12 protein-coding genes and 1 pseudogene are annotated in these 26,025 nt (G+C 38.5%); 8 read left to right on the top strand and 5 right to left on the bottom strand.

Translation table 11 applies throughout. The features are described 5' to 3' along the window. Positions 1–167: 167 nt before the first annotated feature. Complete coding sequence (nadA, locus tag FD729_RS00785) at positions 168–1,229, top strand: quinolinate synthase NadA (RefSeq protein ID WP_159931399.1); 1,062 nt, start codon at positions 168–170, stop codon at positions 1,227–1,229. Positions 1,230–1,743: 514 nt separating this feature from the next. On the opposite strand, the gene gpmA is transcribed toward nadA, so the two are convergent. Continuing rightward, positions 1,744–2,496, bottom strand: a complete 753-nt coding sequence (gene gpmA / locus FD729_RS00780) for a 2,3-diphosphoglycerate-dependent phosphoglycerate mutase (RefSeq protein ID WP_159931398.1) — start codon at positions 2,494–2,496, stop codon at positions 1,744–1,746. Positions 2,497–4,674: 2,178 nt separating this feature from the next. Here gpmA and pgl point away from each other — a divergent pair. Continuing rightward, entirely contained in the window at positions 4,675–5,667 is a 993-nt protein-coding gene (gene pgl, locus FD729_RS00775) for a 6-phosphogluconolactonase (RefSeq protein WP_159931397.1), read from the top strand. 426 nt (positions 5,668–6,093) lie between these two features. Here pgl and FD729_RS00770 read toward each other — a convergent pair whose 3' ends face one another. Next, the gene (locus FD729_RS00770; RefSeq protein WP_159931396.1) at positions 6,094–6,570 is read right to left on the bottom strand and encodes a kinase inhibitor; all 477 of its coding nucleotides are present in this window, start codon (positions 6,568–6,570) and stop codon (positions 6,094–6,096) included. Positions 6,571–7,208: 638 nt separating this feature from the next. Here FD729_RS00770 and FD729_RS00765 point away from each other — a divergent pair. Together FD729_RS00765 and uvrB are read left to right on the top strand one after the other, a co-directional pair. Next, positions 7,209–7,370: a hypothetical protein gene (locus FD729_RS00765; RefSeq protein ID WP_159931395.1), complete on the top strand. Its 162-nt coding sequence runs from the start codon at positions 7,209–7,211 to the stop codon at positions 7,368–7,370. An 867-nt stretch (positions 7,371–8,237) separates the two neighbouring features. Further along, positions 8,238–10,259, top strand: a complete 2,022-nt coding sequence (uvrB, locus tag FD729_RS00760; protein ID WP_159931394.1) for an excinuclease ABC subunit UvrB — start codon at positions 8,238–8,240, stop codon at positions 10,257–10,259. Positions 10,260–10,269: 10 nt separating this feature from the next. On the opposite strand, the gene yvcK is transcribed toward uvrB, so the two are convergent. Further along, the gene (gene yvcK / locus FD729_RS00755) at positions 10,270–11,178 is read right to left on the bottom strand and encodes a uridine diphosphate-N-acetylglucosamine-binding protein YvcK (protein WP_159931393.1); all 909 of its coding nucleotides are present in this window, start codon (positions 11,176–11,178) and stop codon (positions 10,270–10,272) included. Positions 11,179–12,315: 1,137 nt separating this feature from the next. On the opposite strand from yvcK, the gene moaD reads away from it, so the two are divergent. The 3 genes from moaD to FD729_RS00740 all read left to right on the top strand — a co-directional run bounded on the left by moaD (position 12,316) and on the right by FD729_RS00740 (position 14,947). After that, complete coding sequence (gene moaD / locus FD729_RS00750; protein WP_159931392.1) at positions 12,316–12,561, top strand: molybdopterin synthase sulfur carrier subunit; 246 nt, start codon at positions 12,316–12,318, stop codon at positions 12,559–12,561. A gap of 13 nt (positions 12,562–12,574) precedes the next feature. Beyond that, the gene (gene moaE, locus FD729_RS00745) at positions 12,575–13,006 is read left to right on the top strand and encodes a molybdopterin synthase catalytic subunit MoaE (protein ID WP_304622072.1); all 432 of its coding nucleotides are present in this window, start codon (positions 12,575–12,577) and stop codon (positions 13,004–13,006) included. 1,233 nt (positions 13,007–14,239) lie between these two features. Then, positions 14,240–14,947 (top strand): Bax inhibitor-1/YccA family protein, encoded by a 708-nt coding sequence (locus tag FD729_RS00740; RefSeq protein WP_159931391.1) that lies wholly within the window; start codon positions 14,240–14,242, stop codon positions 14,945–14,947. An 834-nt stretch (positions 14,948–15,781) separates the two neighbouring features. Here FD729_RS00740 and FD729_RS00735 read toward each other — a convergent pair. Continuing rightward, positions 15,782–16,696 (bottom strand): annotated as a pseudogene (locus FD729_RS00735) (L,D-transpeptidase family protein); the annotation flags it as partial. A 2,245-nt stretch (positions 16,697–18,941) separates the two neighbouring features. Continuing rightward, positions 18,942–21,329: a mechanosensitive ion channel domain-containing protein gene (locus tag FD729_RS00730; protein ID WP_159931389.1), complete on the bottom strand. Its 2,388-nt coding sequence runs from the start codon at positions 21,327–21,329 to the stop codon at positions 18,942–18,944. A gap of 943 nt (positions 21,330–22,272) precedes the next feature. Between FD729_RS00730 and FD729_RS00725 the strand changes: the two genes are divergently transcribed. After that, a complete protein-coding gene (locus FD729_RS00725) occupies positions 22,273–22,854 on the top strand; it encodes a DedA family protein (RefSeq protein WP_159931388.1) in 582 nt (193 codons plus the stop codon). Positions 22,855–26,025 lie beyond the last annotated feature (3,171 nt).

Here is a 26,025-nt window from a genome sequence, read left to right as displayed (position 1 = left end):
GATCTTGATAGTCCATAAGAAGCGGAGTGTAATAAGATTTTTAGTCGACGAACCAAGCTATTTTAGTTATGATGTTTAACATATAAAACATTATATGAGGGATCAAAAAAATTTTTTGCTTTTTTGAGAAAACTTGGTTTAATTTATAAAACAAGAGCGGTCGTGTCATGAGTGTCATATTCAAAGTAGCGCGCGCGAGACATCTTTTCCCAAAAAAGATGTCTCGCCTGGGTGAAGATGAAAAGGTCTTTTACCTAAATAAAATTAAAGATCTATTAAAAGCGCGAAATGCAGTAATAGTGGCACACTACTATACCGATCCAGAAATTCAGCTGCTGGCGGAAGAAACTGGAGGTTGTGTGGCGGACTCGCTAGAAATGGCACGTTTTGGTAGCACTCATCCCGCCTCAACGCTGCTAGTAGCGGGTGTGCGCTTTATGGGCGAAACTGCTAAAATCCTCAGCCCAGGGAAAACAGTACTTATGCCCACACTCCAGGCAGAATGCTCTCTTGACCTTAGCTGTCCTATTGAGGAGTTTAACGCCTTTTGCGATGCTCATCCCGATCGCACCGTAGTAGTTTACGCTAATACCTCGGCGTCTGTTAAGGCGCGTGCCGACTGGGTAGTAACTTCCAGTATTGCAGTGGAGCTAATCAACCATCTTGATAGTTTAGGCAAAAAAATCATCTGGGCACCAGATCGCCACCTGGGACACTACGTCACAAAAAAAACCGGTGCCGACGTATTATGCTGGCAGGGAGTCTGCATAGTACATGATGAATTTAAAATTCAGGCATTGCAGCGCATGAAATTATTATATCCTGACGCAGCAATATTGGTACATCCAGAATCTCCTCAGGCGATTATCGATCTAGCACACGCCGTTGGCTCCACTAGCCAACTCATTCAGGCAGCGCAGAAACTCCCGCATCCACAAATGATCGTGGCCACCGACCGTGGCATCTTCTATAAAATGCAACAAACGGTGCCCGATAAAATATTGATAGAAGCTCCTACTTCGGGCGAAGGCGCGACTTGTCGTAGCTGTGCACATTGCCCATGGATGGCTATGAATAGTCTTAAAACAATTGCGGAAGGTCTAGAGAAAGACGGCGCTCAGCATGAAATAGAAGTGGATACTGTGTTGCGCGAGGCAGCATTATTACCCCTTAACCGCATGCTCGCTTTTGCAAGAGCACTCAACCTTGAGGTAAAAGGGAACGCCTAAGAAACAAATCATTAATTATTCGTAATAAATATAAATTTGTTTGATTTGCATTACTTATCGTAGGGAAAAGGTAAACAGCACTCACTAATTAATCGTTTGATTACTTAGCGGCACGCTTTTCTCTTGAATTTTATTCATATCGAGTTACAAAGTAGTTTGCCAAGATACAGATCTTTTTTATCATTTTACTACTATACTTACATGGGGTAAGTGCAGAGATCCGTCAGATAGACATACGAACGAACCTAGAGTATTCACTTATCTTCCTGTTGCAGAGAACAGTATTTTATGTAAGTGCATTACTTTTTCCAGTAGCTCAATGTGTAGTATTCTCCCTTTTATCACATTCATGCCGTTATTCATTATTGTGATGAATGCAAGACATTGTGATGAATGCAAGACTCCTGACCTAGTGTACTTTCTTACACTAACTTAGCCGTTAGCCATAGTAATAATAATATAATTTTCTAGAGAAGATGTATATTTTGATAGCACTTTAAATTTTAACAGAAGCTCACTTCGCTTTACCTTGATTGGCAACTGCTGCAGCTCTTGCTATAATCTCTTTAGAATCGCCCAAGTAGTAATGTTTAATGGCTTTGAAATTTTTGTCGAACTCATACACCAATGGTACTCCAGTCGGGATATTCAGCTCTAGAATTTCATCTTCACTCATATTGTCAAGATATTTCACAAGAGCGCGCAATGAGTTGCCATGTGCAACGATGATCACTTTTTCATCGCTTTTAATGCGTGGGAGAATGCTCTCGTTCCAATAAGGGATAACACGATTAATGGTCAATGCTAAATTTTCAGTAGTAGGCAATTGTTCTGCGCTCAGCTTCATATAACGCGGATCGTGGCTAGGGAAACGCTTGTCACTGCGATCTAACTCGGGTGGATTAAAAGAGAAGCCACGACGCCACTGTTTTACCTGTTCGTTGCCATATTTAATTGCGGTTTCCACTTTATTGAGACCCTGTAGGGCACCGTAGTGACGTTCGTTTAGACGCCAAGATTTTTCTACCGGTAGCCAAGCTTGATCCAGTTCATCAAGAACGTGCCACAGAGTGTGAATGGCACGTTTCAGCACGGAAGTGTAAGCAAAATCAAATGAAAAACCTTTTTTTTTCAAAAGTTGACCTGCTACTTTAGCTTCAGTATGACCTTTATCAGACAGATCTACATCATACCATCCAGTAAAGCGGTTTTCTTGGTTCCACTGGCTTTCGCCGTGGCGAATCAGAACAAGTTTAGTTACGTTCATATTTCACTCCTTAAATATTAGTTAATATTAGTGTAATTAACCCCTCATGGATAGCTCGTGGCCGTGGCCACATAGAAGAAAATAAATCTGCATAAGTTTATATACTAAACCTATATACAAAACAATAAACTTTGTTGTTTTACATATCATTACGGTGTATAAGAACAGCCTGTCACCAACAGGCTGTTCTCTTTTCTTTACTGTCAGTCCGATGTTTACAATTATTCAGGACAATTAGACTAATTGATTAAAAACTTTTTGTTGAGCACGACGTTCTAGAAATCAAGTTAGCATTTATAATGCCTTCGGTACTATTGAGTAGAGGAATATGATCGTACCATTTAACGTCGCTAAGTCTTTATCGACTAGGATAATCCGTTTTACGCAAATCGAAGATGGTGCCTACATTTTGAGCAAATCATCATGTATGTTAGGGCCCTCATCAACTCGCAGGGATTCCTTAGCCAGTAATTGTAAGCGAGATTGGTTCATATCGCCATTATGTCCTTCTAGATTGAGGTAGACATAAATTGTTAAATTCATTAGACAGTCCTTGTCAATTGTAGACTAGTAGCTAATCGATAAGTATCAAGTATTGTCGGACTTATAGTATAAGCTATCAAAAAGGGTTAGAGAGAATTCTTATTCGATATATCGCTTTTTATACACCAGTGTTCCCATCAACAACTTGCCCCCCCTAAAAGCTCAGTCACTCTTATTCTATAACTCTATTATAATTTTGATATTATATAGAATTATAATAATAAGCCGTGGTTGCCCCTCAGACTTATGTTAATGAATGGGTATTTTTTCAAAACTATTCATTTTCTTTTAAAGCGGTACAGACAAAAAAAGGCCTCTTTGAGCTTCTTACTATGTTTGATATTACAGATTTCATCGGATCCACCATATCAAAGGCAAGCACACATTCTATGAACCCGCCTTTAGCCAGGTACACGCCACCGCGCTCGTCAATGTCAGCCTGAACAATTTTCTATTATCGCAGTGAGCGTCGTTACGGTGATCTCGCATTACTCGTACATTTAGGAGTAAGATTCTCCGATCAAATTACCATGTATCTCATTAATTATGAGAATCTAATTCTAATATGTGTACTTAGCTCTCATCACGTTTTGCGAATAATGTGGTGCTGCTTTATCATCGTGTACCATTACCTTGTTGGGAGGAGGCTCCGAATCTTGTAGATAGTTGAAAGGATTTCTGTTGGTATGCTTTAGACATTGTAGCAGCTAGATCAGCCACCGACCGTAGTATAGTCGTAGTGTTCTTCCCAACATAAAGACCTATTGCGCTGGTAACACCGTGTCCCACTAGCATGTTATCTGACTGCTAGTTCCTCTTATGTATATTCTGACGTAGGCACTTTTGTAAAAAATGCCTATAAGTTCATTCCCCTCACACTATTAGGTGCGAATCGGAAATATGCGCAATGATCGTGGTGCACTATGTCGGTACAACACAACCCTTTATAACTCTTTTTGGTTTCAGTGTTGTTTATAACTAGTATTTATAATTACTATCCTGCCCCTTATAGGGCATGTATATCATTAGGTTAACGGCTAGAGATGTGTTCCATGTAAGTCAAGTAAGCAAAACATAGTTCATCAAGATTATCAGCGGCAACCTGTAACCTTAGTATAGTACAATTAATCTATGAGTGCACTGGCACTAGACAACAAGCAGTCGACATATCACATTCATGACCCCTTGGTAGGGGTATATCTATGTCAGGAAGGAGCTACAAGCGCTTATTTTGCATTGGGTATGAGCATAAGTATTCTTTCTTTTTTGAAAAAGTTCCCTTTCCTATATTAGTAGTCTTTTAATAAAGGTATAGCTATACCTTTATTAGAGAAGTTTGGTAATACAAGAAGATTAGAATTGCAACAATCAGTTGGCTAGATTACTTCACTTAACCAGAGCATTTTCTAATACTGTTATGTCTTTGTTATCGTATAAAGGTAAGGATATCCTCTAAACTACTCGGTATAGCAGAATTACTCTAACCAGCTCATTCATGACTCATACTGTCTTAAATGAATATCAGGTGTCGAATTTATAATATTTACTCAACACAGCTTTGAAAAATAAAGTAGCGAAAAAATAATTCCAGCATACCGTAGTCTAATTTTTCCATGAAGTGAACAAGGATAATGCATGAAACAAGTCGTTTATATCTCTAGTCCCGAGAGCAAGCAGATTCATATTTGGCAGTTAAGGGAGGATGGTGTACTTTCTCTATTACAAGTGATGGAAGTCTCCGGCCATATCCAGCCTATGGTGGTGAGCCCGAAGAAAGATTTTCTGTATATCGGTGTACGTCCAAACTTTCGTGTGCTAGCATTCCGTATTGCTGCAGACGGTACTCTAAAAGAAGCAGGTAAAGCCCCACTACCGGGCAGCCCTACTTATATTTCCACCGATCGTACAGGCCACTATCTTTTTTGTAGCTCCTACAATAACGCCTGCATTAGCATCAGCCCGATCGGAAAAGACGGGCTACCGCGGTCACCAACTCAGGTGATCCACGATCTGGATGGTTGTCACTTTGCTAATATTGATTACTCTAACCAAATGCTGTTCGTAACAGCATTGAAGCAAGACCGTATCTACCTCTACTCTCTGAGTACCGACGGTAAACTGGTACCACATGCACAGGTAATGACGTTAGAAGGCGCTGGCCCGCGCCATATCACGTTTCATCCCAATGGTAGTTATGCATATTGCGTAAATGAGTTAAATAGTACTGTCGATTTATGGGTGTTAAATAATGCGCACGGTGAAGTAGAACATGTGCAGTCTATGGATATGATGAAGCCTGATTCCAATGAGAAACGCTGGGCTTCAGATATTCACATAACGCCCAATGGCCATTTTCTTTATGCATGCGATCGCACTAGCAGCATTATTACCGTGTTCAGCATTCGTGAAGATAGCGGCTTGATGACCATTGAAGGCTATCAGCCTACGGAAAACCAACCTCGCGGCTTTAGTATTGATAACAGCGGTCGCTATTTAGTAGCAGCGGGGCAAAATTCGCACCACATTGTAGTATACCGTATCAATGATCGTCAAGGGCTGCTAACACCATTGGGACGCTATGCAGTAGGGCAAGGTCCAATATGGGTGGTTATTCATAAACTAGACTAAGTCAACAGATCACTGCGGGCTAATACAGCCACAGCATCCTATTAAGGAAAAAGAACAGTAATTCCCCCATAGGTGGCCATATTAGTTTTATTTAACTAGAGGATAGATGGAGAAAATAATTCCCCAGAATTAAAAAATGATAAAGAAGAAAAACTGTAAGCTTACATGATACTACAATTCTAGCTAAATGGAGTAAGATGTTTATAATCTTAACATGAAATTCTGGAATGAATATCTACGTTGTTAACCAGGTATCTCTCTTTATTACACATAATTTCTCTAGTACACTATATATATATGCTTGAGCAGTTGAATATTAGAAGTATTTTTCCACATAAATATCATAATCAAAGTCGTTTATCTCCTTCTGTGCTAAGGATTAGAGCTTAGCGAATTTATGTATGGGGCGACTAACTTTCCTTGTTATCATACATAGTTCACTGTAATACTGGCATGCGCCAGTGCATGATAATGCACGTTAAAGCCTACCATTGCTCCGCTAGCTCCAGCATCCACCTCAATCTTCTCTACATCTAGCGCATGTACGCTAAAAATATATCGGTGACTTTCGCCTTTAGGTGGAGCTGCACCACCATACCCTGACATGCCAAAATCGGTACGTGTCTGCAGTGCGCCAGGGGGTAGTATGGCCATACCTGAGCCTGTACCTTGTTCCAGAAATCTAGTACTCGCTGGAATATTAACTACGACCCAGTGCCACCAACCGGAACCGGTTGGTGCATCAGGGTCGTAGCATGTTACCACAAAACTTTTTGTGTCCTGGGGAGCATTCTCCCAAGCAAGATGCGGAGAGATATTATCGCCCTGGTAGCCCATTCCATTGAATACTTGACGTTTTGGCATCTTATCTCCATCTTTAAAGTCGTTGCTGAATATACGCACAACATATCCTCGATTGTTAGAAACTATTTATTGTAAGAACATTATTATCTAATAACAAAGTACCTGTTAATAGTTAACACTTGTCAAGCATTAAAATGTATCTCATGAATCAACACTTCAGTAATCGCTTGTTTCAGTTTGTGTAGCGCTTCGGGTTTAATGATATAAGTCGGCATAAAGTAGGTCAGATTCCTAAAAGAAAGGATCCAGACACCATGCTCAACAAAAAAATGCTGTAATACTAACATATTAACAGGTTGACGAGTTTCTACTACGCCAATAGCGCCCTAGGAAGCGTATATCCACTACTTGAGGTGACAAGCGGAGAGGCAGTAACTCATCGCGCGTAGCTGTTGCTCAATCAATACAAGCTACCTGCTTGCGCCAATGGCGTTCGTCAAGTATGACAGATCGATCGTTTTAACATTATGTCCCAAGGACTGCACTCCCCGGAAAAACAGGCGGAGCGGATTCTTGTGGAAGGCTCAGGTGGTCAATGTACGCCGCTATTAGATACACAAACATACTCCGAGTGGGTGATGTAAGAGCAACTGCCTGTTCTCCTAGTGGTTGGAGTCAGGTTAGGCTACATAATAAATCACGCAACTTTTACCGCGGATGCAGTACAGGTGTGTGGCTTGCGATTGGCAGGTTGGATTGCCAACGATATCGAAGAGTCGCCGGACAAATACCATTTATCCTATATTTCGATACTGAAACAGCGCATTTCTGCTCTATTTCTTGGTGAAATCCCTTGTTGTTTAATGCAGCACAGCGCGTGGACTGCGGACAATTTATGATATTACCAAGCTAAGAATAACTTAGCTGAAGTATTTTTTTAATATTACCTTCAACTAAACTGCCTTAAATTTGTATCTTAGCCATACGAAATAGATGGTGGACCAGATTACCAATCACTTTCTTTAGCTAACTTACTGATCTAGTCCTTAATATTTATTAAATAATAAATACAGTAACCAGTATACTTCTATCATTGGATGATTTCTGGAACTAGTACAGGTGTTATGTTAACAAACCTACTATGCAAAATATTTTTTGTCGCCTGACCATATAAAACATGTATGCCGTAAATCAAATTAGTATTTGAATCTCTTCTGTCAGATTTTTTTAAAAACACTACTGATATTTAACTTTTAGAAAACGAGTTATCGACAGTGACGGTAATATAATTTTTTTGTGTGTTTCCATCCATAAAAAATTGTAATAATTTACCGAGCTTAAATGGTATTGAATACTAGTCACTGCTTGCAGAACTCTAGATTTGTCCATTATCTAGGAGATATATGTTTCACAATTGTGAAGATACACAGCTTAATAAAGTAACTTGTTGTATTATTTATATTGAGTCATTTATGAATGAACGCGACAGTGTAACATATAGCAATGTCCTTAAAGTGTTAGCTAATCACTTGGTTTATCGCGAAATTTAATTGGGAAATTATCTACAGGACCTACGTATAAAAGTTATATTCAGGTATCTATTGTTACTATGGATAATATAATGTAATGAAAAAATATCCTGTCATTGCATTTCTTTGTAGCAGAAGGTCCTGCCTTCCTGGTTATTTATTCAATATGAATTTCTAGCAAATGCGCCATGGCAGAGTACAATACATCGGTTACCCGATAAGCAGGAACTGTCAGTCATGAGTAAAATCTTTAAACTAAATTCCGCCTTTAAACCTTCGGGTGATCAACCAGAAGCCATTCTTCGTCTCAAAGAAGGGCTGGAAGATGGTCTTACCCATCAGACGCTGTTAGGTGTAACAGGTTCAGGTAAGACTTTTACCATAGCTAACGTTATAGCTGATCTTAACCGTCCTACTTTGGTGTTAGCACCGAATAAAACCCTAGCAGCACAGCTTTATGGCGAGATGAAAGATTTTTTCCCCAATAACGCAGTAGAGTTCTTCGTTTCCTATTACGATTACTATCAGCCTGAAGCTTATGTGCCAAGTTCTGATACCTTTATTGAAAAAGACACATCAGTGAACAAACATATTGAGCAGATGCGCCTATCAGCGACTAAATCTTTACTAGAGCGTCGTGACGTTATCGTAGTTGCCTCTGTTTCAGCAATTTATGGTCTGGGCGACCCGGAACTCTATTTGAAAATGATGTTACATCTGACCCACAGCATGATTATCGATCAGCGCAGTATTGTGCGGCGTTTGGCGGAGCTGCAGTATACGCGTAATGACCAGACGTTCCAACATGGAACCTTTCGGGTACGGGGAGAAGTTATAGATATCTTTCCTGCAGAATCGGGGGATCTAGCGCTGCGCGTTGAATTATTTGATGAGGAAGTAGAGCGGCTATCACTGTTCGATCCGCTAACTGGAAAAATTGTATCCACCGTACCGCGCTATACCATTTATCCAAAAACGAACTATGTGATGCCGCGTGAACGCATTTTACAGGCAGTACAGGATATTAAAGAGGAACTTCTGAATCGTCGTAAGGTGCTACTAAGTAATAATAAATTAATAGAAGAGCAGCGCCTCACTCAGCGTACACAGTTCGATCTGGAGATGATGCAAGAGCTAGGATACTGTTCTGGTATCGAAAACTACTCTCGCTATCTTTCCGGGCGAGAGGAAGGTCAGCCTCCGCCAACGCTGTTTGACTATCTACCTGCTGACGGACTGCTTATCGTTGATGAATCCCATGCTACTATACCGCAAATTAACGGCATGTATAAAGGCGATCGTGCGCGTAAAGAGACTCTAGTAGATTATGGGTTCCGCTTACCTTCTGCTATGGATAACCGACCACTTAGGTTTGAAGAGTTTGAATTATTATCTCCGCAGACAATCTATGTTTCGGCAACACCGGGCAACTATGAGCTAGAGAAATCAGGCAGTCAAATAATCGATCAGGTGGTGCGTCCAACCGGGCTACTTGATCCGCTGCTGGAGATACGTCCTGTAGCAACGCAATTAGATGACCTCCTGTCAGAGATCCGTCAGCGCGTAATTATCAACGAGTACGTACTGGTGACCACGCTGACCAAACGCATGGCGGAAGATTTAACTGATTATCTGGAGGAGAACGGTGAAAAGGTGCGTTACTTGCATTCCGATATTAATACCTTAGAACGTATGGAGATTATCCGTGATCTACGTCTCGGAGCATTTAACGTACTAGTGGGGATTAACCTACTGCGCGAAGGACTAGACATACCGGAAATATCGCTCGTGGCGATTCTGGATGCAGATAAAGAGGGTTTCCTGCGCTCTGAGCGTTCATTGATCCAGACTATTGGCCGAGCCGCGCGTAATGTAAATGGCAAGGCCATTCTCTATGCTGACAGAATTACCTCTTCAATGGCACGTGCCATTGAAGAGACTGAGCGCCGACGCGAAAAGCAACAGAGGTACAATGAGGAACATAGTATTGTGCCACAGGGCCTTAAAAAAAAGATCACCGATATCCTCGAGTTAAGTCATAAAGTAATAAAAACACGCAATAAATCTAAAGATGCTCTTAGCAGGACTGCTAAGGTTAATACAAGCTATGAGCAGCTGACGTCACAGGAATTACAGATGAAGATCCATCAACTGGAGACCCAGATGCAACAGCGCGCACAGAATCTGCAGTTCGAAGAAGCGGCTAACTTACGCGATAAACTGCACGAACTACGTGAGCTGTTTATCAGAATTTCATAGAGAAGGATAGCTAACTAACAATGAGCTGAATAGCATGCTCTAGCGCTACGCGTAGTAGCTGGCGGTCGTGACGATAAAGAATATCTACTGCTTCCAGCGGTTCGCGCACAATTAAACGCTTTTCTACACCGGATGTATCGGCAAAAGGGCTGACCACTAGTGCGTCAATGACCTGCTTACCAATATGTTTTTCCATCATCAATAATTTGTCCGCTACTGTCATATTGGCTGCAGCAGGGCTGAGTTCGCGTCCTAGGTTGCCAATAAAAATCATGGGGGCATGTGTACGGCGTAGCGCGCACGCTAAATCCCCTATCAGCAAGCAAGGCATTAGACTAGTATAAAAACTTCCTGGACCGATAAGGATCAGATCCGCTTCATCGATTGCATTCAGAGCTTCATCCGTCGGCATGACATTAGGGGAAAGCATTAATTCTTGAGGTGGTAGAGACATAGCATCAATAGCAGTTTCTCCATAAACTATGGTTCCCTCATTATCTAATGCTACCAGATCTACAGGCTGCTCTGACATCGGAATCAAAAAAGCTTCTACTTTTAGTAGATTACGTATGATATTGATAGCCTCAAGCGGCCGTACGCTCAGGTGATCAAGGGCCTTAAGCATCAGATTTCCTAGGTTATGTCCTGAAAGCTCACCATTTCCGGCAAAACGATATTCAAACATCGCTGAGGCGATGCTGGGTTCAGTAATCAGTTGGTTGATGCAGTTGCGCATGTCTCCCCAGGCAATGCCGCCTTCTGATCGCCGGATACGCCCGGTAGAGCCGCCGTTATCTGTTGTGGTGACAATACCAGTTAAGCGCGATCCTAGAGGCGATAGCGCTGACATCACACGCCCCAGACCATGTCCGCCGCCTAGTGCCACCACGCAATCAAGGTCTGACAAAGTTCGATTCATATTTCCTCTTTAAAACCTACTGTTAACGAACATTGCGCTTCAGCTGCAGCGAACGAATTGCTATTTCTATAAAAATATGGTGAAACTAAATTCCGTGCTATCATGGGTTGGTAATATTGGCTACATTGGGCTATATAAACACGAGCCTGAATGTCTAAGTCGAAATATAGGGGATGTATAGTAATAACTGATACGCTGCTGCTAAGGTGAAGAAAGTAATGCTCGTATCTCTCCAATATTTGGAAATATGTAATATATTAAAATTTAATAACATATTTGTACGTATGTCGATTATATTGTCTGCTTCTGTTGAAGCCAGATATATGTAATTTTCTTTTTTATGCGCAAGCACTTATTACCTACAGTAATAGATTGAAGTTATGTATAAGCGGATCTTTCTTTTGTACATAATATTGGATACATCTTGCGTTGTAATATGCTTGATCTCATCAGACATACAGGAGATCACAAAATAATAGTAAATTGTGTTCAGATATTTTTACCACCGTGTTCACGCTCCATCCCCAGCTGCATCCATGGGTGTCTAAAATCACAGTTGAATCGAGAACACCTAAATCTAGTCAAGGAAGTCCTTATCATATTAAAGCGACTTTTATGATAGATAAAAGTAAGTAACTACTACGTAATTTGGTACATATTTTTTGGTCTCTACTTTTATCTATTTAGCGATGATATATACTAATACGTAATTTTCTTGCTACTGAAATAACCAATAGCATGGGCGTATTTATACCTAGCTTAGAAAAAAGCAGAGGACTTTAATACACGAGGGAGACATCAATATATGATGTAGAAATTTCTTTGGCAGATAAACTCAGGAGTAAGGCATGTGAAAATTTTTGCGTAAATTAATTATATTTGCCTTAGTAATACTGACTTTTTTTAATTGATACGATACCAAAAAACTGTATCTTCGGAACTATCTACATGCCGCCGCGAACATATCTTAATCTTGCGGTGTTCTTACGCCCTCCTTAGCGAGGGCACTGCTTTATTAAGATTAATATTTTACATTGGCTTGCTAGTGAACATATACAAACGATGATAATCCATGATAGTAAGAGTGTAAAATAAAAAATACAATACTTAAAGTAATACAACTTTTAGGTGTAAACTATGATTAAGATATTGTTTTTCGCACAGATACGAGAATTGGTCGGTATTAACGCACTAGTAATGTCCGATGATTTTGCCGACGTAGCAACACTGCACAAGGCACTGGTGAAAAAAGGCGATCGCTGGGCGCTTGCACTCTCCTCTGGCAAATTGCTTACCGCTGTTAATCAGACACTGGTGCCGATGTCACACTCCTTAAAAATGGGTGACGAAGTGGCGTTTTTTCCTCCGGTAACGGGAGGCTAAAATGGCAACGTAGATCCGTATTGGAGTTATGCCGTTCAGCATGGCTAACGAGTACAACTGGCTCTCTACATCACATGAAGATGGTGCGGTGGTGACCTTTACCGGGAAGGTTCGTAATCATAATTTAGGGAGTAGCATCACTGCGTTGACACTAGAGTACTATCCAGGCATGGCGGAAAAAGTTCTACAGGAAATTGTCGATGAAGCACGCCGCCGCTGGCCTCTTGGGCATGTTAGTGTGATTCACCGCACTGGTAAGCTTTTCCCAGGTGATGAGATAGTCTTCGTAGGCGTGACTAGCGTACACCGTTGTAGTGCATTTGCTGCTGCAGAATTTATTATGGATTACTTAAAAACCCGTGTACCACTGTGGAAGTATGAGGCGACGGAACAAAAGGGAGATTATTGGGTTAACGCCTGTGACAACAACTATAAGAACAAATAGCTTTGGGAGTCAATCTTATTAAATCCTTGCAGACACATCATAGCTGAACACCTCGCTGATACTATTGGGGGAGATTACTCTGCTATTACGGCTATCTGACAATTGTCAGTTAGCCGCGCGTCAGTTTTTATGTTACCGTTGTAGCTCATTAGATAAATAATGTCGTCAATGTATAGTAATTACTCCATCTAGCTGTTAAGTATATTGGCACATGGTAGAAAGATTTTAATTATTACTGAGTAAGGCGTACTAGGGGAACCCGGAATGAGTAAGAGTATTATTTACGCAGCAACTACTACTATAAGTATAGCTTCAGCTTCGTTGCCTCAAATCTTTTACACATTATTTCTTTTTATATAATGGAATTTGAGCCCATAATTAAGATTGAGAATTTTTGATAAAAAACTCAGTAGCACATACGAATATTGCCTTACATTTAGTTAAAAGCCTAGCCTGTCCGCAATCACAAAGGTGATGAAATTGGAGTCGTGCGATGAAGATTGTTTATTTCCAGTTTTGGTGTGAACGACTTGCAACACTACCAATAAGATCTCCTAACAGGAAAGGTACGGGGTTCTGCTTAATAAAGCAATTGTCAAGAAATAATTATTGACTATCTTAAGATTATTTTATTGATGATGATATGAATCTATTGATTGGGCAGATTCTGTTCAGAAAACTGTCATCGAATACATACTATCCACTCGGTGTAGATGACCTTTCAGCTCTCCCTACAAATATGTGGAAAGTTCTTATTTCGAGATCTAAAAATGTGTAAAGTCTTCGCCTGTTATAAAAGTGTCTATCGTAGGTTAGAGATCTTTTCTTGGCCGTTCAGCGGATGGCTATAAGTTTCTTTATCTTTTCGCGGACTTTTTAAACTGTGGGCTAATACTTCGAGAATAATTTATACTTATGCGGAGCAATTTAGATAAGGACACCGGTAGTAGTAGATGCAGTTATAGTATTTTACGAAAGTAAGTATTCACTTTTGTGAAAAAATATCCGATTGTCAGGCCCTGTTTGGGATGGTTGCTCAATATTAAGCCGTAAGGCTGAAAAATTACCTGTAACTTACCTATTATTAGGGTTCGCGTAGCGTGTCAACCTCTGCAATCAACAAGGTTGATTGCATCAATAATGCGTATTATGTAGCATAGTTGAGTTATGCTATGCTACACATTAGAAATGTCCTTCGGGACCACTAACATTTTTATCAAAATGAGGTGCATCATGGATCGATATCCACGTAATGGTTCTTTAGTGCAGAATGCAACCAGTGATTTGCAGACATTTATGGCCCAGGTTTATGGCTGGATGACCTGTGGGTTGCTGCTGACTGCCTTCGTCTCTTGGTATGCGGCTAATAATGAACGTATTATGTTTTTTATTTTCTCTAATCGAATGACATTTTTTTGTCTCATCATTGCACAGTTAGCAGTGGTGTTTGTGTTATCTGGTTTAGTGCATCGCCTGAGCAGCACATTAGCTACTAGTTTGTTTATGCTTCATTCGGGGTTGACTGGCCTGACTATGGCGAGCGTATTTCTCACCTATACCTATAGTTCTATAGCCAGTACCTTTTTAGTGACCGCTGGTATGTTCGGTGTGATGAGCGTCTATGGCTATACTACTAAGCGTGATATAAGCCGCTTTAGCAACCTGCTATTTATGGCTCTTGTAGGTATTTTATTAGCGTCAATGGTCAACTTCTGGATGAAAAGTACGATGTTAATGTGGATGATTACCTACATTAGCGTAATAGTATTCGTAGGGCTAACGGCTTATGACACTCAGCAACTACGCCAGATGGGCGATCAAATTGATATGGTTGATCATGCGTCGTTACGCCGATATTCGATTATGGGCGCATTAAAGCTCTATCTCGATTTTATAAATTTGTTTCTGGCGTTGTTACGAATTTTAGGGAATCGTCGCTAATTCAAATCACTTTAGTATATTATTTTAATTTTATTGAGATGGTGCTGTTCAGGTTTACGAACTTTTATACAGTTTCTGCTCATTTTCCCCCGCGCAGATATTTTGCGCGGTTTTATTTTCAAATGAAAGAATACACGAGTAAGTTTTCCAAACTTAAAGATAAACCTTATATTACATTCTATCCTTATAGTATCCGCTATTTAGCCCTAGAGTTAACTAATGATTATCTTGTTAGATGTAGTCAAATGTAGATGGTTAATATAGAATTTTACACTACAGCAATATTTTATTAGATGTTTCAATTATCACACAGCATTTAATTAAAATCGCGGTTGTAAATAACTCATAAGATGAGTTTTAAGGTTTCTAGACTTAATGTATGAGCCATGCTAATCTTCTAGTGCAATTTTACCATGTACGGTTAGCGAATTTATTGATCGACTTAATATACCATACTGCCATGATCACAATAGACTAACAGTACTGAAGTTTTATCTATATAGTTTTAATGAAAGGATAGTAATTTAAGCCTTGTCTTATACCATCCCACGTTACGGCTTCATTGTCCATTGCTTGGTACATCCGGGGGGTGGATAGAAAACCATAATCTGTTTTTATACTTCTATTACCAATTCCTATTTTATTTTTTAGCCATAGCTGATGAGCTGATTTCGTTTCTAGCGGAAAAGTTTCTGTTGCTGACAGAATCGAGCGGCATGATATTTGATCAATAACTTAGTATTTTGATGCGTTATCATTTTTAATTTTAGTTAGCTGCTTGTGATGCCTTCTTTTACCTTTGTGCTATGCGATTTGTACCTTGTTTACAACTCAGTTAATTTTAGTAGAGATACCAGTACGGTTCTGAATCGCAGTATTCACCTTACCTTGGCTAACGCTAGCATCGGTAATCACTTGGATGACGGAGGAAGGGAGTGTAATTGGCACTAGTTCACGCGAATTAAATTGCTCTTTATTAGTAGAAAGTGGGCTATGCACTTCAATATAGCGCAACCCGTTCGGCTCTACAGTTGCTTTCACAGGTTGGTCAATAAACTGTACACGCGTGCCAATCGGCACGTTCTCAAAGAGCCATTTAATATCATAGGTACGTAGACGCACGCAACCATGGCTGACACGTAGACCAATGCCGAAATTAGCGTTAGTCCCATGGATAGCATAAAGGTGACCGAGATAGAGCGAATAAAGACCCATTGGGTTATCTGGACCAGATGGGAAAACCTTAGGAAGATTCTCACCGCGCGCTGCATATTCTAAGTGCATTGCTTTGGTAGGAGTCCAGGTCGGACGGGCTTTTTTGCTTTTCACAGAAGTTGTCCAATTAATGGGGGTGTCTTTGCCTAACTTTCCAATGCCGATTGGCAGTACTACAACGGTTTTAGTACCTTTCGGATAGTAGTAGAGACGCATCTCTGCATTGTTAATGATAATCCCTTTGCGCGGTGTATCAGGTAGAATCAACTGCTGCGGGATAATCATTTTTTTACCTGCCTGAGGTAAGTAAACATCTATACCGGGGTTAGCTTCTAGCATATTGCTGATTCCCATCTGGTACTGCGTTGCAAAAGACTCCTGCGGTAGTTTACTGTCTTGTGGGACGATAATCTCAATATTTTGTCCAACTAGACGACTGGTGGCTGCTGGTAAGGGATACACTATTGCGAAGGGCGATTGCATAGATATAGAAAGCAATAGAACTATTAAAATAAACGCACTAATCATTTTCATATTTTATAACTTTTTATTAAAACTTAATAAATTTATTGAAAATATACCAGTCAGAGTGATATGCAGTATTGCAATTATCATTTATTAATCTCTTACGTTTATTATAGATTCTAAATAACAGATTATATTAATTCCCCTATTTATGTAGGCAGTCGTTGGGTTTATATAAAGGTACTTTACTCATCAATTTAAGAGTGTAAAAAATATCGCTAATTAAACTAAAATGGAGTCATTCTTGCGAAGTATTATCCAGTGTGTGTTAAGTACGCCTACAATTCATAGGCATCGAAGGTTCCTTCTGAGTCCGTTAAGCCGTTAGGAGAGAGTATTGTAGTTAAGCATCATATTATTATACTAACTAGTTTAATTTTTACGGTGTAAAGTAATTCATTAATGAATGAATAAGCGGGTATGAAAAAGTACTTTGTTATATTTATTGGCTAGGTATACCGCATTAATATCCGGTTTTATCGATTACTAATATCATTACTAGTGCTTATCTATAAGTGAACCGGCTTAGCCGGAAAGATTCAAAAGTTTGATTTTTCGTAGCTTAATTCCCGATATCAAGATAGACATATTCCTACTAGTAATTTCATCTGGTGATGATGGTTATTTATACCGTAAGTGGGGAGGATTTTACTAGCAGGTAAAATACTTTCTTTAATCTGCAATAGTCAAGAGCTTCAGTGCACCCATATTGAAGACGTATCGCTCATCTAGGAAGGAGTATGCGATAGTTTTGAGTTGTGCATCTGGCGTTTTATAATTTTATCGAGTGGTATATGAATGTAAGAGAAAGGGTCATCTTAGTTGTCATATCTTTATTTAAAATACGGCATGGAGATTAATATTTTTGCTAAGTTATGTGCATTGCAATATTTTTTGCAGTTCGTGTTCGGGACGGCTCATAGAGATATTTAGATAATTAAGATGCAATTACACTGGTGGCTCTCTAGCGCATATCACCGATATCGGTGAGTGTTAAGCTCGCTTCTACCATTTCTTTTCTTAGTCTGGTTTTTCAAGACATTTTGACTGGGGAGATATTGAATTTAATATAGTGCAGTCAAGAACAGAAAGAATAGAAGGGTCCTTTCATTACATGATAGTCATTGAATGTATGTTTAATTTTAGACAATTTTTAAGGGTATGCAGTCGATAAATGATTGTAATAAATGAAATATGACCTACTGAAATGAGAAGTTATAGGTAGTTTCCCTGACACATTATAGTCACTGCACAGTACATCGGCAATAGTTTTATAGTCCTCCGTACTACTTCAAGTTTCCACCAGTACAGATCCTATCTAATCTTCATCGAGCAGAGTAAGAGGTCATCATACTATTTATGAGCACAATGACCAGAGGCTTACCTACCTGTTTCCCACCATGCCGTCTCCACCTCCTAACCGTGCGTCTGTATGTTACAGGTATTTTGTTGCCTCATCATAGTGTTGAAAGTTGTGCCAACTTGACTTTTATGAATAATTACACGAACTACTTCTTTTGATTTGTCCAGCCTAATCAGACTCAGTCTGGCTAGTCAATTTTCTCATTCAACTTTATTTGGATGAAAAAATAGCTGACAAAATCATCGCGCGATTGCGTGTTCATGAGACAGCAGCTCTTCATCTCTTTAGCTAGCACGACTTACAGAGAAAGTAAGATAGTAAAACAGAGTAAATTTATTACATTAGATAAATTCTTTTAAATAAATCTTAAATATTAATAAATATTATGTCATTATAATGGATGTAACATAATGCTACATTAATCTCGATTTATTTCGTCAGCTTTAGCACTTTATGTAAACTGATAAAGAATAAGATCAGAGACTATCACAAAGATATCTTTGTGATAGTAGGCAATATTTAGCATTGGAAAATTACTGTTTTTATCCTGAGGAAGGCAATTATTAATTCCTGGTTGGCTTTGCCAAGTTTTATAATATTAGCGATATATTAGCACCTTTTTTTGTCACTTTATCCGCACATCTAGCAATTTTTCATAACACACCTAATCCTCGTTATAACTTTTATCTAATACCAGACCCTGGTAAATGGAAAAGTTAGACGGGTGTACTTTTCCTCAAGAAAAGTGATTTTCGAAGTTGAGACAGCATTTTTAGGGTTAGCGAGATATTAATATATTAAACAATTTTTCGAATCAGATCCCATTCCTCTCAGAAACATTTTTCTGTCTTAAGATTATAGATTCATTGACTATTCCAGTAAATATTAACGTCATTCAATGAACGTATTCTGTGGCGTTGATAACACAATTCCCTCTTTACGCATACGCATTAGAATCTCAAACAACAGATCGCTCTTAGCAACTGAAATGTGGCGCTGGCTAACGACATTGCCGGTTATACTAATCATGATGCCCTGAGACGTTAGAGCTTTAAATGAAACCGATGGCTCTGGTATATCAAGAATATGATGATTTTCTTTATAGACCTTCAGCAATAGATTGCGCACAATCACCGGATCAATATTTAGCGGGAAGGTCAACATAATAGTTACTATTCCCTGTGCATTACCCATGGTAACGTTACGCACATTCTGAGAAATAAATTGCGAGTTTGGGACAATGACCGTTGATTTATCACTCAGCCGAATTTCGGTAGCACGTACATTGATGCGATGTATATCCCCCTTAATTCCGCTGATAGTAACCAAATCTCCGACATTTATTGGTCGTTCAGTTAGTAGTATTAGACCGGAAATAAAATTCTTTACAATTTCCTGTAAACCAAAACCAATACCGACTGACAGCGCGCTGACAATCCATGCCAGCTTATTCCATTGAATTCCGATTATAGAGAGTGTCAGTAAAATCACTAGCACATAGCCAATATTGCTGAAAAGAGTCACGAAAGACACGCGGATGCCAGTATCCATGGTGGTTTTTGGTAAAAAATTACTGTCGAGCCAGCGACACACACTACGCAGCACATATATACCTACCACGAGAGTGATAAAAGCATTAACCATGTTTACAGGAATAATATTTAATGATTCCAGACCTTTGCCGCACCAAAAATCAATTGCTTTCTGAAGCACTTCTATCGGATTTAAAGAAGAGAAGGTACCTGTTGTTAATAACACTAGAGCTACAAAGCTAATTAACATGGTTTTACCCAGCGCTACTAGCAATGTTTCTGCCTGTTGGAGATGGCGCTCGTGAATATTTAGAGAATGATGCAGCCATTTGCCTGTAAAACTATTGATAGAAAAAAAAATTTTACAGACGTCATTAAATAAATGACTAAGGAAATAAAAAGAGCCAAACATGATGCCGCACCAAATCATTTCATAACTTAGGTAGCGCGCGAAGGTGACATAACCAATAGTCAGTGACATTAGAATGACGACCGTCGTTAGTATCAGCGCCATTTGAATGATCCCTATTAATGTTGAGGGTGTCGGAGTGTTTTCTTCGTGCACTACGCAGCGTTGCACTCGGTTAGTGCGTATGATAATTACCAGCGCGGTACTCCCGATCAATAAAGCCGTCAGGCCATTAGTAAATATAGTACTACTAAAACTAGTCCCTGCAATGTAGTTAAAGTACTCTATCGTCTGAATGATAAATATCAGCACCGCTGTAATTAATGGAAAAGGCTTCAATGCTATAGCCATTTCATTTGAAATAGCAGGTAGACGCCAGCTTGGCCTCCGCATAGATAGAAAGGCGCGTCCCAGACCAACAATCATGCCGCAGAAAAAGCTAAGATTTAATAAGCTGCTCACAAAATTTTGCACATTATTGGATACTTTGTCGTGGCGAACTAACGCTAGTGCAATGAAGTTTACGGTTAGCACTACTGATGTGAGGTTGGTCAGTACAATGGCTGATGCCAGAAAACTACGGCGCAGATGTCCCGCAGGAATTTTGTGAATACTAATCCAGGTGACAAAATCTTCGCTGTAACCGCATCCCAGAATCATTACTAACAGAGCCCCTAGCAACCAAGCGATAGTGCTGAACCAGGAATCTGATTCCCATGACAGCGTAGCGGTATCTTTTAAAGCATGTAAGAAATCGTCGATCTTTTTTTTATCGATATCCTTTTTCATAAACAGCGGTGCCCAAAATCTAGCGCTGAAAATACTGCCAGAGTTAAAAGCTAATTGGGTTTTCATTAAATTGTGGTGCAGGGTGCTAATCTGTGATGAGCACATCATTGCGCCATATTTAATCCCTTCCACCTGTTTGATTTGACTATCTAGTGTACTTTTTTGATTCTTCAAGAAGTGGCGTTTACGGGTTACTTCTGGCGTTTCTTTCACCACACCATCTACTATAGTTTCAGGACCTAGCACTGTTAGCTGTGAGTCGAGTTGCTGAAGTTTCAGCTGCAGGGACGTGGCGAGAGCATTGGATTTATCCACAAGCTCCAGTGCCATATCTTTCAGATGAATCATTTGGTCTTCATTAATCTTTTGCAAAACTTGATATTTAATTTTGTCGAGAATCTTCTGCATTTTTGTCAATTCAATCACCTCATTTACTTTGAACACCACGTCTGAGTTTTGTGTATCAGCGTTTGTTAAATTATACGAGGAGAAGAGGGCTACTATCGCTAGTAGCATTAACAGCAAGGAAAAGAAGCGTAAGTTCAACATAAGATTACTATTCCAGCACGGATTTGATTTGAATAATCATAGATTCGCGCATTATTTAGGATAAATATATTGTGAAACTATAGGAATGCATGCAATTATCGTCGAGTTAGTTGTTGAAGTATGCCTGAGATTGGTTTTGTTAAAAACTAGTATTACTATAATATAACTGCGGATATTAATTGCCATTTGTCAAGTTTTTATGTTTTTTAATATACTATACTAAAGGTGTTACCTGTCATTATTAATGATAATCATATGACTTATTTGTTTAGTCAGGTAAGTGACTCCGTTATCGGTATTTTACACAAGAAAGTTAGTGTTGCAGAACATAAGTCATGGCTTTGATAACTGAAAAAACGCTTTCCGCGAAACCTAACGATATTTCAGGTAGATATCCATCGTGCTGACGTAACTATTGTTTTATGGACAATTTGTTACCCGCTAAATAGCTAGAATTAAAAAAAGAGTGCATTGTCCATAAAACAAATGTAGAAAAGATTATACGGATGCTAGAAAAGAATATACAAACTATCCTCATGTAACGAGACAATACTGTCTAATGTCTAGTTAGATTATATCTAATCTAATGCTTATTATATTCTATCATAACTAGCTATGCCAATAGACTAAAATAACTAGGATTCTGTTATCAGTAAAAATGGATTTACAATAGTACCGTACACTACTTTATTATTTTACTTGATACAGTGCTTTTTTTATATATTTGAATTCTTCGTAAAATCTTTAATATGTTTTATAACATTATCTTGTATATGCAGAAGAGTACCTTACCAATGTAAACTAGTCTTTAAGCAGAGTTTTTACATTTGTGGATAGTACGCTTGCAATCGACAAAAATATTTATGTTAGATTTTAATACCTGAAGTATAGGTCTAAGAAGTATAAAATGTAGATACCGCATGCAGAATAGAGGAGTTTAATTTTGCATTTAGATATAAATCTATTAATTGAGAAATACGGATATTTAGCTATGCTCATCGGCTGTATTGCTGAAGGTGAGACTTTTACTCTGCTGGGTGGTGTAGCAGCGAATGAAGGGCTACTAAATTTTGGGGGTGTAGTACTGGCAGCGATGGGAGGCGGCATTATCGGTGATCAACTTCTTTACTGGATTGGACGGCGCTACGGCACAAAAATTTTTCTCAAAATGAAAAAGCACCGTGATAAGCTTATGAAAGCTAACCGGCTAATCCAGCGTTATCCTAGTTCATTTGTTATTGGTGTTCGCTTCATGTACGGCTTCCGTATCATTGGTCCAATTATTATTGGTGCAAGTCACCTGAAGCCAATGAAATTTTTTATACTTAATATTGTCGGCGCTGTAATCTGGGCTATAACATTTGTGGCTCTGGGCTACTTTGCAGACGGTATGATGATGTTTTGGATACATAAGCTAGATGATCATCTGAAACAGATCATATGGCTAGTCGCAGCGGTAGTATTCGCATTTATTACGCGCTGGGTAATTCGGTACTGGAATACCAGCACCCATCGTGCTGGTTAAATGTCTTTCGTCTGTAAAATAGCGGGTTAGATGTCACAAATGGTCATCGACAATAAAAGGATTGTTCTATTATATAGTTGGGCCACTCATATTCCCATGTTAAATATATTATATAATAGACTTGAATTCTATATAAAATAGAAAAATTAATTTTTTATAATCTGCCTCATTTTAGAGGTTTTTCATAGATTATAGATAACTAGATATTTGGTTATCGGTGCTGTTATTTGAATTACCAGATATAATATATGGTATTCGTTTTAAAAAAAGATTTCAAATAATCGTGACTTATCCTTAGTAGGGAGTCCTACCTAAAAGGTATATTATTGCATGGATACTGGCATAGTTTTTAAAAAACACGTTTATTAACTGGTATTTGTATGCGGATCTCAAAATTCCAATAGTACAAAGACGCTGTATAAGAGCGTCCCTAACTAATATTGATATTAAGCTTATTAATAGAGGATCTAAAAGATGATAAGGAATGCGGAAAGGTACCAAACTAGTTGGCATAGTACATTAGGCATATGTGTACAATTTTTCTAGGGTGCTATGGTAAGTGCATAATTGATGCAATATATAATAGAAATTCTGTAATATACGAAGAGTTCTATTGATTGATGATTTTATCTACAGTAGCATCTCGGTAACCCCCGCCCCATGTACTCAATTTATACAATAAGAGATGATTATAAATCATGCTATACTAGCCCAAAACATCACTGCAGCTAATGCTACCAATTTAGCATTATCATACTACTTGTGACCAGGTAACTGTACCTAAAATCTTACTAGGCGTAGTACTTTAATTTATCCTCATTTACTTAATTATTAACATTCTATAGCCGCATAGAATGTACTTATCCTTCAAGACCATATTAGATTTCCGTTTCCTCGATTAGCGATACAACTGATTTAATACGTTGAACAACATTTGTAAATAAAAGCGTTGGTAGCACATTCTGTACTCATTACAGAGTAACTCACTATTTTATTTATTAATATTAGCCGGATTAGGTAAACTCGGTGATCTCAATACATATTCAACCGCTTAATCATCTAGCTCAGCATGAGTAAAGAACAAGAGTGTAGCCTACCAATAACAGTCCTACTGTGCCACCTATAGCTATAATGAAAAAAAGTATTGTGAAGAAAGTTTTTCGCCAGTTCATGAACAATATGATAGAAGCGCTAGAAAGTTTAGGTGACTACATAGACAGGTAGGCATTTGAAGGCAGAAATACCTCTACTTGTATTTACTGAAAGCATTTTTTTACAGATTATTTCGGGGAATTCTAGTGATTCCTAGTGCGTTAATCACTCGCGCTAGGCACAGGTAGGTGAAATATTTTAATTCAAAACCAACTTCTGCTCTAGTCACATAACCGATCAGCGTATTCCTCTCCCTTTAAATTTTGGTATCTTATTGAAGTTAATATTAGCAGGTAATTTTGTAGACTTGACGATAGTGTAACAGATTTAACTAGAGATTTTTCTGAAGCTTTACCTAACTATCATAGAATATGGCATAGATATGGATTTTTTATTTCAGTAAAAATACTTGGCGCATCCTTACCTACGATGCTGTCCTCCCGATTCAGCGTTTAATATATTTAGTATGCCGAAACCCTCAGTTTTCTAAAATTTACGAATGCTATCTTCCTGATATTACTCTTTTAGAAAATTATCTCCAATGCACTAAGCTCGTAACTAGCTGCAATGTTGTTCAACAAGTTTTTTTACTGTCAAGGATAAAAGAAGTCACTACTATCTTAGAACTCATAATACATAATATAGTAAGAGAACTGTAATCAAAAGAAATTAAATTCTCTTTTTTTTAAACTGTACAGATCAACACTGTAATTAATTTCATAAAAGGTCATCTCGGGTGATTATAGCTATAATAAAAAGTATCAATAATGATGATAAAGGCTAAATCACATTTTTAATTATTAGACTAATGACGCATTATAACTTACTAAAGTGTGTGTAACGGAAACAATCAGTATCGATTCAGACCCGTACGCGTCATCCATCAATAGGGTCTTTTATAGAAAATTCATAGAAAACCCTATTGTGGAGAGAGCGAGTAGGTTTGATGGAGATTATAAAAGTAAATGGTGTCTAGTAGTTGTTTAAAGAGTGACCGTTTCTACAATCAGTTTTGTTACCTAGATGCGGTAATTGATGTTCTTTGTGCTAGGGGCGTACCATAAACAAGTGATAAAATGTGTAATCAATATTGCGATTGGCTTCTAATTTTTCTTGGAAGGCGGAAATTACATATAGCAAATTATAAATTTGTTATCATTGTTTGTTGAGCAAGGCTTAATGCAACATGTAGTCTATAATAGACATGTTGCCGTGGTTCTTAATCCATTTGATTACTTGTAGTAATGAAGATAACAAGCGCTCTGGCTCCGATTTGGAAGAAGAGTTGCCTGCCTAGGTTGGGGCCGCTTTATGGTAAGGAGATAAAGAAAAACTGTGCTAATTTTTTTATTGTGCACTAAATTAATACATTTAATCTTAAATGTTGAAAATTTCCTTTTTAGGAGGCGCTTCTTACTAACATAAGAGGTGGCTTTAGTATGGACGGTATTCTTGGTATATTTACATCTCTAAATGAGTGAATCAGGTTATAAAAACGGAGAGGTCCTAGACTCATGATATTTTGAGATATTATTCAATAATGGCCTCTCAGAAGATTTTTCTTCAATCATTTTTAATGTACAGTGTATTAAGGTAGTTGGTATTTGCTGTTCTCTTAGGATTTAAGATCTGCATGTGCTTACAAAAAAATACTAAAAATCATAGCCGATGCAGCTAATATGGCTCACATATGAAGAATATGTAGCCAGATTTTAAAAAAATAGAGTAAAAGATTACTGAATCCCGAACGTAGTGCGGTAATAAATGTTGTAGCTAGCAAAAAAAAGAGCTTCTCTAGTGAGAGAAGCCACGCTTAGTTAATATTATCTACTACTAGTAGTGGTAATAAGGAATATCGGCATCGAATATTTATTGAAGGGAGGGAAAGATATTTTGTAAATGTATCTTGGTCATCAACATATGTACAATGTGTCAATTAATGTAATAAAGATACAGTGATCAAGGAGAAGCAATGTCAAGTGATGAATTATCTTCTTAATGATATTTTTGTAAACAAAT

This window comes from Pantoea sp. Nvir (genome assembly GCF_009829915.1).
Lineage (GTDB): Bacteria > Pseudomonadota > Gammaproteobacteria > Enterobacterales > Enterobacteriaceae > Pantoea.
This window is presented reverse-complemented; position numbering and strand designations above follow the sequence as displayed.

Coding starts and splice junctions, on each gene's coding strand:
- nadA (WP_159931399.1), top strand. CDS start 168: ATGAGTGTCATATTCAAAGTAGCGCGCGCGAGACATCTTTTCCCAAAA.
- gpmA (WP_159931398.1), bottom strand. CDS start 2,496: ATGAACGTAACTAAACTTGTTCTGATTCGCCACGGCGAAAGCCAGTGG.
- pgl (WP_159931397.1), top strand. CDS start 4,675: ATGAAACAAGTCGTTTATATCTCTAGTCCCGAGAGCAAGCAGATTCAT.
- uvrB (WP_159931394.1), top strand. CDS start 8,238: ATGAGTAAAATCTTTAAACTAAATTCCGCCTTTAAACCTTCGGGTGAT.
- yvcK (WP_159931393.1), bottom strand. CDS start 11,178: ATGAATCGAACTTTGTCAGACCTTGATTGCGTGGTGGCACTAGGCGGC.
- moaD (WP_159931392.1), top strand. CDS start 12,316: ATGATTAAGATATTGTTTTTCGCACAGATACGAGAATTGGTCGGTATT.
- FD729_RS00740 (WP_159931391.1), top strand. CDS start 14,240: ATGGATCGATATCCACGTAATGGTTCTTTAGTGCAGAATGCAACCAGT.
- FD729_RS00730 (WP_159931389.1), bottom strand. CDS start 21,329: ATGTTGAACTTACGCTTCTTTTCCTTGCTGTTAATGCTACTAGCGATA.